Consider the following 14,078-nt stretch of genomic DNA (forward strand, 5'->3'; position numbering starts at 1 on the left):
CTTAACACTTGGGCAGAGCCAACAGGGCGCGGGGGGCCCGGGACAGGGCCCCCCGCAAGGGAAGGGACGGCCGGCTGTGCGCGACAGCCGGGAAGGCTGGCTGATCGGCACTCACGCCGCGAGGCGACCGCGGTCAACCTTCCTGGACGGGACTGGGATCCCGTCCACCACCCTCAACGATGGCTGTCACCTGCGGTGACGCGGCCGGCAGAGGCGACGGGGCCCGCCGGCATCAGCCGGCGGGCCCCGTCGTGACGCGTACCCGGGATCAGGCGGCGAGCCTGCGAGCCAGGTTCTCGTCGAGCGCCGCCATGAACTCGTCGGTGGTCAGCCACGGGGCGTCGCGCGAGATGAGCAGCGCGAGGTCCTTGGTCATCTGACCCCCCTCGACGGTGTCGATGATGACCCGCTCCAGGGTGTTGGCGAACTCGGTGACCGCCGGGGTGCCGTCCAACTTGCCCCGATGGGCCAGGCCCCGGGTCCAGGCGTAGATCGACGCGATCGGGTTGGTCGAGGTCTTCTCGCCCTTCTGGTACTGCCGGTAGTGCCGGGTGACGGTGCCGTGCGCGGCCTCGGCCTCGACGGTACGGCCGTCCGGGGTCATCAGCACGGAGGTCATCAGGCCGAGCGAGCCGAAGCCCTGGGCGACGGTGTCGGACTGCACGTCACCGTCGTAGTTCTTGCAGGCCCAGACGAAGCCGCCCTCCCACTTGAGCGCGGCGGCGACCATGTCGTCGATCAGCCGGTGCTCGTAGGTGATGCCGGCCGCTTCGAACTGCGACTTGAACTCGTTCTCGAACACCTCGGCGAAGATGTCCTTGAACCGGCCGTCGTACGCCTTGAGGATGGTGTTCTTGGTCGACAGGTAGACCGGGTAGCCGCGGTCCAGGCCGTAGCGCATCGAGGCGCGGGCGAAGTCCCGGATCGAGTCGTCGAAGTTGTACATGCCCATGGCGACGCCGCCGCCGGGGAAGTTGGCGACCTCCATCTCCATCGGCGCGCTGCCGTCGGCCGGGGTGTAGGTGATGGTCACCGTGCCCGGGCCGGGGACGACGAAGTCGGTGGCCTTGTACTGGTCGCCGTGCGCGTGCCGGCCGATGACGATCGGCTTGGTCCAGCCCGGCACGAGCCGCGGCACGTTGGACATGATGATCGGCTCGCGGAAGACGACGCCGCCGAGGATGTTGCGGATGGTGCCGTTCGGCGACCGCCACATCTTCTTAAGGCCGAACTCTTCCACCCGGGCCTCGTCCGGGGTGATGGTGGCGCACTTGACGCCGACGCCGTGCTCCTTGATGGCGTTGGCGGCATCGATGGTGACCTGGTCGTCGGTGGCGTCGCGGTGCTCGATCGACAGGTCGTAGTAGTGCAGGTCGACGTCGAGGTACGGCAGGATCAGCTGCTCCCGGATCTGCTTCCAAATGATCCGGGTCATCTCGTCGCCGTCGAGTTCCACGACCGGGTTGTTTACCTTGATCTTCGCCATCGGCCGGCGCTCCTCTCGGGGGACACGTGCTCAAGCAGTACGAGCGTACTGGAAACTGGTCGGGGCGCCCCAGCCGGCCTCCGATTGCGTCCTTTCCCGGATGCCGTGACCTCACACGGCCGGGTTCACCGCCGCCGTCGCCGTGTGCACCCACTGCACGAATTGGTAGATCACCCCGTTCGGGTCGGTGATCTGAAAGAAGCGCTCTCCCCAGGGTTCGGTCTGGAGCGCGGTCGTGACGGGGACGCCGGCGGCCTGGATCCGGGCGTACTGATCGTCGATGTCGTCAACGACGAAGGCCACGATGAGCCCGCCGGCGCGCTGGTGACGCAGGCTCTCCGGCTGGAGGAGCGCCAGGCCGGTACGCAGGAATACCAGGTTGAAGCCGACCCCCTCACGAGCCAGCGAGACGAAGCCGTCGGCGGCCATCTCCTCCCGGAACCCGAAGTGCTGCTGCGCGAACGCGGCCGAGGTCGACACGTCGTCGACGTTGAGCGAGATGGCCGATGCGGTGATCTGCAAGGGAGCCTCCGTGGCGCGGGTCGCGGACAATAACTCCGTACATTGTACAACGTACGCCGTACAGAGTTATTGACCTGACAGGATGATCCGGTGTCCACGTACCGAAGCGGGGCCGGCGACCCGGCCCGCACCCTGCAACTGCTGTGGCGTCAGCCCGCCGACGGCCCGCGCCGGGGCCCTCGGCAGGGGCGATCGGTAGACGCGATCGTGGCCGCCGCCATCGAGCTGGCGGACGCCGAAGGGCTCGACGCGCTCACGATGCGCCGCGTCGCCCAGGCGGTCGGCGTGGCACCCATGACCCTCTACACGTACGTGCCCGGCAAGGCGGAACTGCTCGACCTGATGCTGGACCGGCTCTACGCGGGAATGCCCCGGCCGGACCGCTCCCGGAAGTCCTGGCGCAGCCGGGTGGCGGCCGTCGCCCGGGACAACCGGGACCTCTTCGCCGCGCACCCGTGGGCGGCCGAGGTCGCGACGGTGCGGCCACCGCTCGGGCCGGGCCTGATGGCGAAGTACGAGTACGAGCTGCGCGCCTTCGACGACACCGACCTGGACGACGTGGCACGCGACGCGTCCCTGATTTATCTGCTCGACTTCGTCCGGGCCGCGGCGCGGTCGACGGCCGAGGCGCGGGCCGTCCAGCGGGACAGCGCGCAGAGCGAGGAGCAGTGGTGGGCGGCGAACGGTCCGCTGCTGGCCCAGGTGTTCGACGAGTCGAGATATCCGACCGCGGTCCGGGTCGGCAGCGCGGCCGGCGCCGCCCACGGCGCGGCCTACGACCCGGAACACGCGTACGAGTTCGGGCTGCAACGGGTCCTGGACGGTTTGAGCGTGCTGGTCGACGCCGCCCGGGTCCGGAATACGGAAACGCCCCGCGACTGAGGTCGCGGGGCGTTCCGGTGGGTCGAATCACATGTTGGCCACGTCGGACTGCTTGGCGCGGACGGCCTCGGCGGCCTCCTTGAGGCTGGCCAGCTCGTCGGCGTCCAGGTCGGTCTCGACGACCCGCTTGACGCCCTCGGCGCCGATCGCGGCCTCGACGCCCAGGTAGACCCCGGAGATGCCGTACTCGCCGTCGACCCAGGCGCAGACCGGCATGACGTCGCCGGAGTCCTCGGCCACGGCCTTTGCCATCCGAGCGGCGGCGGCCGACGGGGCGTAGTACGCGGAGCCGGTCTTCAGCAGCGCGACGACCTCGGCGCCACCGTTGCGGGTCTTGACGACCAGCTCCTCGATCTGCTCGGCCGGCATGGCCTCACGCAGCGGCTTGCCGTTGACGGTGCTCTTCGAGGGGACCGGGACCATGGTGTCGCCGTGCGAGCCCAGGGTCAGGGTCTTCACCGACTTCACCGGCACGTTCAGCGCCTCGGCGACGAAGTTGGTGAACCGGGCGGTGTCCAGCATGCCGGCCTGGCCGAGCACCCGGTTCTTCGGGAACTGGGTGGCGAGCTGTGCCAGCGCGGTCATCTCGTCGAGCGGGTTGGAGACCACGATGACGACGGCGTTCGGGGCGTACTTGGCCACGTTCTCGGAGACCTGGCGGACGATCTTGGCGTTGGTCTCCAGCAGGTCCATCCGGCTCATGCCCGGCTTGCGGGGCAGGCCGGCGGTGATGACGACGACGTCCGAGCCCTCGATGGCCTCGTAGCCCTCGCCGTTCGGGCCGGTGGTGACGCCGACGACCTTGGTCTCGAAACCCTCGACGGCGCGCGACTGGTTGAGGTCCAGCGCGAGACCCGCCGGCTTGCCCTCCACGATGTCGGTGATCACGACGGTGTCGAAGACGTCGTACTCGGCCAGGCGCTGCGCGGTGGTGGAGCCGTAGAAGCCGGCCCCGACGACAGTGACCTTCTTACCCATGGTCGTCCCACTCCCTGATGCCAGTCGGTTTTCCGGACCGTATCAGCCATCCTGGCACCGATCGGGCCAGGGGCGGACCGTTATGACGCGCTCGGGCGTTAACAGGGGGCCCCTCCTATACCTGAGGCGTTAAGAGGGGGATCCTCCTTGCTCGGCTCGTTCGACGACGTTGGTGAGGAGCATGGCGCGGGTCATGGGGCCGACGCCGCCCGGCATCGGCACCAGCTTGCCGGCCACCTCGGCCACCTCCGGGTCGACGTCGCCGGTGTAGCGGCCCTTGCCGTCGGCGCCGATCACCCGGGTGATGCCGACGTCGACGACCGTCGCGCCGGGCGTGATCATGTCGGCGGTGAGCAGCCCCGGCACACCGGCCGCGACGATGACGATGTCGGCGGCGCGGGTCTGCTCGGCGAGATCGAGCGTGCCGGTGTGGCACAAGGTCACGGTCGCGTTCTCACTGCGCCGGGTGAGCAGCAGGCCGAGCGGGCGACCGACGGTGTTGCCCCGGCCGATCAGCGCCACCTTGGCCCCGCGCAGCGCGACGTCGTGCCGGCGGAGCAGCTCGACGATGCCGCGCGGGGTGCAGGGCAGCGGGGCGTCGTAGCCGAGCACCAGCCGGCCCAGGTTGACCGGGTGCAGCCCGTCGGCGTCCTTGGCCGGGTCGATCATCTCCAGCGCCCGCTGAGTGTCCAGGTGGGCCGGCAGTGGCAGCTGGACGATGTAGCCGTGGCACGCCGGGTCGGCGTTCAGCTCGGCGAGGACGGCGTCCAGCTGTTCCTGCGTGGCGTCGGCGGGCAGCTCGCGGCGAATCGAGGCGACCCCCACCTCGGCGCAGTCGCGGTGCTTGCCGTTGACGTACGCCTGGGAGCCGGGGTCGGCGCCGACCAGCACCGTGCCGAGCCCCGGGATGGTCCCGCGCTCCGCCAGCGCCTTGACCCGCGTCCGCAGCTCGTCCTTGATTTCCGCCGCCGTCGCCTTGCCGTCCAGGATCATCGCCGTCACGCATGGATCGTCTCACGGCGCGCGGTACGCCCGGCCGCTGACGGGCAACCGTGACCCTCCGTAACGTGGCGTTCGTCACTCACCGTCACAAAATGTGCGCCTCACCACATTGTGAGACGGACACCGAATGATCAATCGGGGCGCAGCCGACAGCCGGCTGACAAGCGCGTGAAGGCGTCAAGAGCACGCCACGGGGGTGCCATGAGCGCCCCAAAAAGCGGCATTGACCAGCTCTTCTTTCACGGCCCCCTATAGCAGAGACCTGCGGTCCCACCAAGACCGGGGGGTCCGCTCCGTTACCACATCGCAATGCTCTCGTTGCCGAGTCGGCCCGGAACGACCTACCGTTGCCGATTGTTGCGCAGCGTTACCCAGTGCCGGGCCTAACTGCGCAGCGTGAGGAGATGAGGAGACTCAATGCGTGTTCGTAGGCTCGCTGCCTGGACCGCTCTCCCGCTCGCGGTGACCCTGGGCCTGGTGGCCTGCGGCTCGGGCGGCGGCAGCGGCGGCGGCGGCAAGAGTGACCCCAACGCGGCCGTGCGGATCGAGATCGGCGAGCCGCAGCACCTGGTGCCGACCAATGTCACCGAGACGAGCGGCTCCCAGGTGCTGGCCGCGCTGTTCAGCCCGCTGATCGGCTACGACGAGGCGAACCTGCCGTACGAGGTGGCGGCCGAATCGGTGACCTCGTCGGACAACAAGGTCTGGACGATCAAGCTGAAGCCCGGCTACACCTTCCACAACGGCGAACCGGTCACGGCCGACAGCTACATCGACGCCTGGAACTACGGCTCGTACGCCCCCAACGGCCAGGAGTCCAGCTACTTCTTCGAGAAGATCGCCGGCTACGACGACATGCAGGGCGAGAAGCCGAAGGCCAACACGCTGAGCGGCCTGAAGAAGGTCGACGACCTGACCTTCACCGTGACGCTCTCCGAGCCGTACATCGACTTCAGGAGCATGCTCGGCTACACGGCCTTCTACCCGCTGCCCAAGGCGGCCTTCTCCGCCCCCGGCGTGCTCGCCGAGGGCTACGAGCAGGCGCCGATCGGCCAGGGCCCGTTCCAAATGAAGGGCACCTGGCAGCACGACGCCAAGGTCGAGGTCGAGAAGTACGACGCCTTCCCCGGCCAGCAGCCGAAGGTGCACGGCGTCGAGTTCCGGATCTACCAGCAGCCGACCGCCGCGTACGCGGATGTGCTGTCGGACAACCTCGACGTGATCAAGTCGATCCCGACCGAGAACCTGTCGACCGCCGCCGCCGACCTCGGCGACCGGTTCCAGCAGAGCCCGGCCTCCTCGCTCCAGGTGCTGTCCTTCCCGACCTACCAGAAGGAGTTCAGCAACCCCGAGGTGCGCAAGGCCATCTCGATGGCGATCGACCGGGACGAGATCACCCAGTCGATCTTCAAGGGCTCGCAGCAGTCCGCCCGCTCGTTCGTCTCGCCGGTCGTCGCCGGCTACCGGGACAACACCATCGGCGCGGCCGGTGAGTTCGACCCGGTCAAGGCCAAGACCATGTACGAGGCCGCGGGCGGCCCGAAGAAGATCGAGCTGTCCTACAACGGCGACGGTGGCCACAAGGACTGGATCGACGCCACCTGCAACCAGCTCAAGGCCAACCTGGGCGTGGAGTGCGTCGGCACCGCCGAGCCGAAGTTCGCGGACCTGCTGACCAAGCTCCGGCAGAAGCAGTCCGTCGGCCTGTTCCGGATGGGCTGGGTCATGGACTACCCGTCCATGGAGAACTACCTCGGCCCGCTGTACAGCACCAACGGCTCGTCGAACTACTACGGCTACAGCAACCCGGAGTTCGACAAGCTGGTCGCCGAGGGCGCCAGCGCCCCGACCGAGGACGAGGCGATCAAGAAGTACCAGGCGGCGGAGGACCTCCTGGCCCAGGACATGCCGGTGATCCCGCTCCGGTTCGGTCAGAACAACTTCGGCTCCTCGACCAAGGTCAAGAACGTCGAGGTGGACCTCTTCGACCGGGTCGACCTGCTGAAGATCGAGGCCGTCAAGTAACACCCGCACGACGGGTCGGGCCGCCCACACCGGGTGGTCCGACCCGCGCGAGCGGCCTACCTTCCGCCCTCCCAGAGAGACTTCAGGATGTTCCGCTTCATTCTGCGGCGACTGCTCCAGATGGTTCTCGCGTTCTTCGGGACCACTCTGATCGTCTACGCGCTGATGTTCGCCGGCCAGGGCGACCCCATCCAGGCGCTCGCGGGGGAACGACCCGTCACCGCGGCCCAGCGGGCATATCTGACCGAGAAGTACCACCTCGACGCCACCGGCGTCGGCGGCTTCTTCTACCGCTACTTCGACTACCTCAAGAACCTGCTCCACGGCGACCTCGGGCAGTCACTGACCGGACGGCAGATCAGCGACATCCTCGCCGCCGCCTGGCCGGTCACCATCAAGCTGGCGCTGATCGCCATGGTCGTCGCGGTGGTCTTCGGCGTCACCGCAGGCGTGATCGCCGGCATCCGCCGGGGCAGCATCTTCGACAACTCGACGCTGGTGCTCACCCTGCTGGTGCTCGGCATCCCGACCATCGTGCTCGCCCCGCTGGCTCAGTACCTGCTCGGCGTCAAATGGCAGCTCTTCCCGCCGACCGCCGGCGCCGAGCCGAGCCTGTACGCGCTCCTGCTGCCCGGCATCGTGCTCGGCTCGCTCTCGCTGGCCACCGCGCTGCGGCTGACCCGTACCTCGGTGGCGGAGAACCTGCGCGCCGACTACGTCCGCACCGCCCGGTCCAAGGGGCTGCTCAAGCGCCGGATCGTCAGCGTGCACGTGCTGCGCAACTCGCTCATCCCGGTGATCACCTTCCTCGGCGTCGAGCTGGGCAACCTGATGAGCGGCGCGATCATCACCGAGGGCGTGTTCAACATCCCCGGTGTCGGTTTCAACCTCTTCCGCGGCATCCGCACCGAGGACGGCCCCCTGGTGGTGGGCATCGTCAGCGTGCTGGTCGTGGTCTACCTCGTCTCCAACCTGGTGGTGGACGTCCTGTACGCCGTACTCGACCCGAGGATCCGCTATGAGTGAGCGCACCGTTGACGCGCCGCAGAAGCCGCGCAGCCTGGCCGGCGACGCCTGGCGCGACCTGCGCCGCAACCCGATCTTCTGGATCAGCCTGACCCTGGTCGTGCTGGTCGCCGCGATGGCCGCCTTCCCGTCGCTGTTCACCGCCAACGACCCGCGTGACTGTGTGCTCTCCCGGCAACACGCCGGGCCGTCCGGGGGTGCCCTCTTCGGGTACGACTTCCAGGGCTGCGACACGTACTCCCGGGCCGTCTACGGGGCCCGCGCCTCGCTGCTGGTCGGTGCGCTCTCCGCGCTGTTCACCGGCCTGATCGCGCTCACCGTCGGGATGTTCGCCGGCTACTTCGGCGGCTGGGTCGACGCGGCGCTCTCCCGCGTGATCGACATCGTGCTCGGCATCCCGCTGCTGCTCGCCGCGATCGTGCTGCTCAAGCGGGTCCACAGCGACAGCACCACGGTCCGGATCGGCGCGGTGATCTTCGTGCTGGCGGCGCTGGGCTGGACGACCGCGGCCCGGGTGGTCCGCTCCTCGGTGATCACCGCCAAGGAGCAGGACTACGTCGCCGCGGCCCGGATGCTCGGGGCCGGCAACGGCCGGATCATGTTCCGGCACATCCTGCCGAACGCCCTCGCGCCGGCGATCGTGGTGCTCACCATCGCGCTCGGCTCGTTCATCGCCGCCGAGGCGACGCTGAGCTTCCTCGGCATCGGCCTCAAGGCCCCGACCATTTCCTGGGGCATCGACATCGACGCCGGCCGGGTGCACATGCGCGAGTCGGCGATTCCGCTGGCCGCGCCCTCCGCCTTCCTCGCGCTGACCGTGCTCGCCTTCATCATGCTCGGCGACGCGATCCGCGACGCCTTCGACCCGAAGCTGCGGTGACCGCCATGACTCAATCCGCCATCCGGCCGGTGCCGGCCACCCCCACCCCGCCCGGTGGCCACCTGCTCGAGGTACGGGACCTGCACATCGAGTTCCGCACCCACGAGGGCGTGGCCAAGGTGATCAACGGGGTGTCGTACCACCTCGACCCGGGCGAGACCCTGGCCGTGCTCGGCGAGTCCGGCTCCGGCAAGTCGGTGACCGCCCAGGCGATCATGGGCATCCTCGACACCCCGCCGGCGCACATCCGCTCCGGCCAGATCCTCTACCAGGGCCGGGACCTACTGACCCGGTCCGAGGAGGAGCGCCGGCAGGTGCGCGGCAAGGAGATCGCGATCATCTTCCAGGACGCCCTCTCCGCGCTGAACCCGGTCTTCCCGGTCGGCTGGCAAATCGGCGAGACGCTGCGCCAGCGCGAGGGGATGTCCCGTGCCGACGCCCGCCGACGGGCCGTCGAGCTGATGGACCTGGTGAAGATCCCGGCCGCGGCGAAGCGGCTCGCCGACTACCCCCACCAGTTCTCCGGCGGCATGCGGCAGCGCGTGATGATCGCGATGGCGCTCGCGCTGAACCCGAGGGTGCTCATCGCCGACGAGCCGACCACCGCGCTGGACGTCACCGTGCAGGCCCAGATCATGGACCTGCTGGCCGACCTGCGCCGCGACCTCGACATGGCGATGATCCTGATCACTCACGACCTCGGCGTGGTCGCCGGGGTCGCGGACCGGATCGCCGTCATGTACGCCGGCCGGATCGTCGAGCACGCCGACGTGCGCTCGCTGTACCGGGCGCCGGCGCACCCGTACACCAAGGGGCTGCTGGCGTCGATCCCGCGGCTGGACGTGCGCGGCCAGGCGCTGTCGACGATCAAGGGGTTGCCGCCGAACCTGATGCGCATCCCGTCCGGCTGCCCGTTCCACCCCCGGTGCCCGTACGCCCAGCAGGTCTGCGTGGACGAGGTGCCGCACGAGCTGACCCTCCGCGCGGGCCGGACCAGCGCGTGCCACTTCGCCCAGGAGGTTCGTGATGACAGCGCCCGCTAGCCCGACGAAGGTCCGCGGCGAGACCATCCTCACCGTCGACAACCTGGTCAAGCACTTCCCGATCACCCAGGGCGTGCTGTTCAAAAAGCAAATCGGCGCGGTCAAGGCGGTCGACGGGGTCAGTTTCGAGCTGCGCCGCGGCGAGACGCTCGGCGTCGTCGGCGAGTCCGGCTGCGGCAAGTCCACCCTGGCCCGGCTGCTGATGCGGCTGGAACAGCCGACCGCCGGCCGGGCCTCGCTGGAGGGGAAGAACCTGTTCAAGGCCTCCGGGGCGGAGCTGCGCCGGCTGCGCCGCAACATGCAGATGGTGATGCAGGATCCGTACACCTCGCTGAACCCGCGGATGACGGTCGGCGACATCATCGGCGAACCGTTCGACATCCACCCGGAGGCGGCGCCGAAGGGCAGCAAGCGGCGGCGGGTGCAGGAGCTGCTGGACGTGGTCGGGCTCAACCCCGAGCACGTCAACCGCTACCCGCACCAGTTCTCCGGCGGCCAGCGCCAGCGCATCGGCATCGCCCGGGCGCTCGCCCTGCGGCCCGAGATCATTGTCTGCGACGAGCCGGTGTCAGCCCTGGACGTCTCCATTCAGGCCCAGGTGATCAACCTGCTGGAGCAGCTTCAGGACGAGTTCGGTCTGTCGTACATCTTCATCGCGCACGACCTGTCGGTGGTCCGGCACATCTCCGACCGGGTCGCGGTGATGTACCTCGGCAAGATCGTGGAGATGGGCACCGAGCAGGAGATCTACGAGCGGGCCACCCACCCGTACACCCAGGCGCTGCTCTCGGCGGTGCCGGTGCCCGACCCGGACGCCCGCGACGACCAGAAGATCATCCGACTCACCGGCGACGTGCCGAGCCCGGCCGACCCGCCGTCGGGCTGCCGGTTCCGCACCCGGTGCTGGAAGGCGCAGGACCTCTGCGCCACCCGGGAGCCGCTCGCGGTGCTGCGCGCCGCCGACCCGCACCCCTCGGCCTGCCACTTCGCCGAGGTACGCCCCGCCGCCTGAGCCGCATCCGGGCGCGGCCGGTCGGCCGCGCCCGGATGCGACCGTGCTCAGTGGAAGAAGTGCCGGGTGCCGGTGAGGTACATCGTCACGCCAGCTTCCTTGCAGGCCGCGATGGTCTCGTCGTCGCGGATCGACCCGCCCGGCTGGACGATGGCCCGAACACCAGCCTCGATGAGGATCTTCGGGCCGTCGGCGAACGGGAAGAACGCGTCCGAGGCGCAGACCGACCCGCGGGCCCGGTCGGCGCCGGCCCGGCTGACCGCGAGCCGCGCCGAGTCGACCCGGTTCACCTGGCCCATCCCGACGCCGACGGTGGCGCCCTCCTTCGCCAGCAGGATCGCGTTGCTCTTCACCGCGCGGACCGCGCGCCAGGCGAACACGAGGTCGCGCAGGGTCGCCTCGTCGGCCGCCTCGCCGGTGGCCAGCCGCCAGTGCGCCGGGTCGTCGCCCTCGGCGTCGATCCGGTCCCGCAGCTGCACCAGCATGCCGCCGGTGACCTGCCGCCACTCGGCCGACAGCGGGTTGAACTCCGGGGCGTGCAGCAGCCGGATGTTCTTCTTGACCTGCAGGATCTCGACAGCGCCGGGCTCGTAGCCCGGGGCCACCAGCACCTCGGTGAAAATCTCCGCGACCTGCCGGGCCAACTCGACGGAGACCGGCCGGTTCACCGCGATCACCCCGCCGTACGCGGAGACCGGGTCGCAGGCGTGCGCCCGGCGGTGCGCCTCGGCCACGTCGGCCCCGACCGCGATGCCGCACGGGTTGGCGTGCTTGATGATCGCCACCGCCGGCTGCCCCGGGAAGTCGTTCGCGGCCCGCCACGCGGCATCGGCGTCGACGTAGTTGTTGTAGGACATCTCCTTGCCGTGCAGCTGCTCGGCCTGGGCCAGGCCGGCCGGGCTGGCCGGGTCGGCGTAGAGAGCCGCCGCCTGGTGCGGGTTCTCGCCGTAACGCAGCACGGTCTGCCGGCGCAGCGCCTGGCCGGCGAACTCCGGCCACCCGTCGGCCGCCGGCGCCAGGGTGGCCGCGAACCACTCGGCCACGGCCACGTCGTACTCGGCGATGTCGGCGAACGCCCGGGCGGCGAGCGCCCGGCGCTGCGCCAGGGTGAAGCCGCCCTCGGCGAGCGCGGCCAGCAGCGCCGGGTACGCCGCCGGGTCGGTCACCACGGCGACCGAGGCGTGGTTCTTGGCCGCGGCCCGGACCATCGCCGGCCCGCCGATGTCGATCTGCTCGACGCACTCGTCCTGGCTCGCGCCGGAGGCGACCGTGGTCTGGAACGGGTAGAGGTTGGAGACCAGCAGGTCGATGCCGGCGATGCCGTGCTCGGCGAGCTGGTCGGCGTGCGCGTCCTTGCGCAGGTCGGCGAGGAGCCCGCCGTGGATCTTCGGGTGCAGAGTCTTCACCCGGCCGTCGAGGATCTCCGGGAAGCCGGTCACCCGCTCGACCGGCGTCACCGGCACGCCCGCGCCGGAAATCGTCGACGCGGTGCTGCCGGTCGACACGATCTCCACCCCGGCCTCGTGCAGGGCCCGGGCCAGCTCGACCAGGCCGGTCTTGTCGTAGACGCTGACCAGCGCTCGCCGGATCGGGCGGCGGGTGTCCTCTGTGCTGCTCACGGAACGGTGACCTTTCTGCCGGTGATCGTCCAACCTTCACGGACCAGCCGACCGACCTGGTCGACGAGCTGGCGCCGCTCGGCCTCCTTGATGCGCTCGGTGAGCGTCTCCTCGTCGTCGTCGTCGAGCACCGGCACGGTGACCTGGGCGACGATCGGGCCGGTGTCCATTCCGGCGTCGACGAAGAACAGGGTGGCGCCGGTGACCTTCACGCCGTAGGCGAGGGCGTCCCGGGGGCCGTGGATGCCGGGGAAGGCCGGCAGCAGAGTGTTGTGGGTGTTCAGGTAGCGGTCGCCGAACGCGGCCAGGAAGCGCGGGCCGACCAGCTTCAGGAACCCGGCACTGAGCACCAGGTCAGGCTGGTACGCGGCGACCCGGGCGGTGAGCGCGACGTCCCAGTCCGCGCGGGTCGGATGGTCCTTCACCCGCTCGACGAAGGTCGGCACCCCGGCATCGGCGGCGCGGTCCAGGCCGGCGATGCCGTCGCGGTCGGCGCCCACGGCCACCACCCGCGCGCCGTAACCGGGGTCGGCGCTGGCGTCCAGCAGCGCCTGGAGGTTGCTACCGGAGCCGGAGACGAGGACGACGAGGCGGGCAACGGACGCGGGCTCGGTCACCCGGCCACCCTATCGGGCAGCTCAGGAGGCCCAGTGCTCGGGCGGAGGCCTCAGCTGATCACCCGGGGTGGCGCGGGCACGATACGCTGCCGATCGCTCGGAGTCCGGCCACCCCCGGGTTCCGCACCCTTCAGCGAATAAGCACCACAGCGGTGCTTGGAATGAGGAGGACGTCCGATGCAGCCCGGATACCCCCAGCAGCAGCCTGCGCAGATCGACAACAACATGACCATGTCGATCGTTGCGATCTTCCTGTTCTGGCCCCTCGCCATCCCGGCGATCATGAACGCATCCAAGGTCAACCCGCTGCTCCAGCAGGGTGACTACGCCGGCGCCCAGGCCGCCGCCGCCGAGTCGAAGAAGTGGTCCAAGCTGGCCCTGATCATCGGCCTCGTCTGGATCGGCATCGTCGTGATCTGCTGCCTCGCCGGCACGCTGACGAGTCTGTTCAGCACCACCTCGAACTAATCACCGACAACCGACCTCCAGTCCAAGGAGCACCCCGCGATGCAGCCCGGTTACCCCGGTCAGGACCCGTACGGCGAGCAGCCCCCACAGGACCCGGCCGCCCCGCAGCAGCCCCAGGACCCGTACGCCCAGCCGCCCGCGGCGCCGCAGTACGGGCAGCAGCCCTACCAGGACCCGTACGCGCAGCAGCAGCCGTACGGCGCACCGACGTACCCGACCGCCGGCTACCCGCAGCCGCAGGGCCAGCAGAACACGCTGGGCCTGGTGTCGATGATCCTCGGTATCGCGTCGATCCCGCTGTCCTGCTGCGCGTTCATCGGCATCCCGGTCGGCATCGCCGGGGCGGTCACCGGTTACCTGGGCCGGCAGAAGGCCGCGCAGGGGCTGGCCAACAACGACGGCCAGGCGAAGGCCGGCCTGATCTGCGGTGCGGTCGGTGCCGGCCTGAGCATCGCGTGGATCATCCTGAACACGGTGCTCAGCTTCAGCCTGCCGACCGCCCCGTGATCCAGCGGTCT

General features: G+C 69.7%; 14 protein-coding genes. 8 read left to right on the plus strand and 6 right to left on the minus strand.

Annotated features, from left to right (window positions below):
• Positions 1-268: 268 nt before the first annotated feature.
• On the minus strand, positions 269-1,486 hold the full coding sequence (locus ABZ671_RS06550; RefSeq protein ID WP_357852262.1) for an NADP-dependent isocitrate dehydrogenase: 1,218 nt from the start codon (positions 1,484-1,486) through the stop codon (positions 269-271).
• A gap of 111 nt (positions 1,487-1,597) precedes the next feature.
• A complete protein-coding gene (locus tag ABZ671_RS06555) occupies positions 1,598-2,008 on the minus strand; it encodes a VOC family protein (protein ID WP_357852265.1) in 411 nt (136 codons plus the stop codon).
• Positions 2,009-2,098: 90 nt separating this feature from the next.
• On the opposite strand from ABZ671_RS06555, the gene ABZ671_RS06560 reads away from it, so the two are divergent.
• On the plus strand, positions 2,099-2,890 hold the full coding sequence (locus tag ABZ671_RS06560; protein WP_357852268.1) for a TetR/AcrR family transcriptional regulator: 792 nt from the start codon (positions 2,099-2,101) through the stop codon (positions 2,888-2,890).
• 27 nt (positions 2,891-2,917) lie between these two features.
• On the opposite strand, the gene mdh is transcribed toward ABZ671_RS06560, so the two are convergent.
• Both mdh and ABZ671_RS06570 read right to left on the minus strand, forming a co-directional pair.
• On the minus strand, positions 2,918-3,868 hold the full coding sequence (mdh, locus tag ABZ671_RS06565; RefSeq protein WP_357852271.1) for a malate dehydrogenase: 951 nt from the start codon (positions 3,866-3,868) through the stop codon (positions 2,918-2,920).
• A gap of 129 nt (positions 3,869-3,997) precedes the next feature.
• A complete protein-coding gene (locus ABZ671_RS06570) occupies positions 3,998-4,870 on the minus strand; it encodes a bifunctional methylenetetrahydrofolate dehydrogenase/methenyltetrahydrofolate cyclohydrolase (RefSeq protein ID WP_357852274.1) in 873 nt (290 codons plus the stop codon).
• Between the two features lie 417 nt (positions 4,871-5,287).
• On the opposite strand from ABZ671_RS06570, the gene ABZ671_RS06575 reads away from it, so the two are divergent.
• The 5 genes from ABZ671_RS06575 to ABZ671_RS06595 all read left to right on the plus strand — a co-directional run bounded on the left by ABZ671_RS06575 (position 5,288) and on the right by ABZ671_RS06595 (position 10,856).
• Positions 5,288-6,895 (plus strand): ABC transporter substrate-binding protein, encoded by a 1,608-nt coding sequence (locus ABZ671_RS06575; protein WP_357852277.1) that lies wholly within the window; start codon positions 5,288-5,290, stop codon positions 6,893-6,895.
• Between the two features lie 87 nt (positions 6,896-6,982).
• Entirely contained in the window at positions 6,983-7,921 is a 939-nt protein-coding gene (locus ABZ671_RS06580; protein ID WP_357852280.1) for an ABC transporter permease, read from the plus strand.
• A complete protein-coding gene (locus tag ABZ671_RS06585) occupies positions 7,914-8,801 on the plus strand; it encodes an ABC transporter permease (protein WP_357852283.1) in 888 nt (295 codons plus the stop codon). Before ABZ671_RS06580 ends, ABZ671_RS06585 begins: the two co-directional genes overlap by 8 nt.
• Before the next feature lie 5 nt (positions 8,802-8,806).
• Complete coding sequence (locus tag ABZ671_RS06590) at positions 8,807-9,844, plus strand: ABC transporter ATP-binding protein (RefSeq protein ID WP_357852286.1); 1,038 nt, start codon at positions 8,807-8,809, stop codon at positions 9,842-9,844.
• Positions 9,828-10,856 carry a dipeptide ABC transporter ATP-binding protein gene (locus tag ABZ671_RS06595; RefSeq protein ID WP_357852289.1) on the plus strand — a complete coding sequence of 343 codons (1,029 nt, stop codon included), beginning with the start codon at positions 9,828-9,830 and terminating at the stop codon, positions 10,854-10,856. Before ABZ671_RS06590 ends, ABZ671_RS06595 begins: the two co-directional genes overlap by 17 nt.
• 47 nt (positions 10,857-10,903) lie before the next feature.
• On the opposite strand, the gene purH is transcribed toward ABZ671_RS06595, so the two are convergent.
• On the minus strand, positions 10,904-12,475 hold the full coding sequence (gene purH / locus ABZ671_RS06600; RefSeq protein ID WP_357852292.1) for a bifunctional phosphoribosylaminoimidazolecarboxamide formyltransferase/IMP cyclohydrolase: 1,572 nt from the start codon (positions 12,473-12,475) through the stop codon (positions 10,904-10,906).
• The gene (gene purN, locus ABZ671_RS06605; protein ID WP_357852295.1) at positions 12,472-13,092 is read right to left on the minus strand and encodes a phosphoribosylglycinamide formyltransferase; all 621 of its coding nucleotides are present in this window, start codon (positions 13,090-13,092) and stop codon (positions 12,472-12,474) included. Before purN ends, purH begins: the two co-directional genes overlap by 4 nt.
• A 177-nt stretch (positions 13,093-13,269) precedes the next feature.
• On the opposite strand from purN, the gene ABZ671_RS06610 reads away from it, so the two are divergent.
• Positions 13,270-13,560: a CD225/dispanin family protein gene (locus tag ABZ671_RS06610; RefSeq protein WP_357852298.1), complete on the plus strand. Its 291-nt coding sequence runs from the start codon at positions 13,270-13,272 to the stop codon at positions 13,558-13,560.
• Between the two features lie 39 nt (positions 13,561-13,599).
• Entirely contained in the window at positions 13,600-14,067 is a 468-nt protein-coding gene (locus ABZ671_RS06615) for a hypothetical protein (RefSeq protein WP_357852300.1), read from the plus strand.
• The last annotated feature ends 11 nt before the right edge of the window (positions 14,068-14,078 follow it).

Origin of the sequence: Micromonospora sp. NPDC006766 (assembly GCF_040636055.1) — a bacterium.
In the GTDB taxonomy this organism is placed as follows: Bacteria; Actinomycetota; Actinomycetes; order Mycobacteriales; family Micromonosporaceae; genus Micromonospora.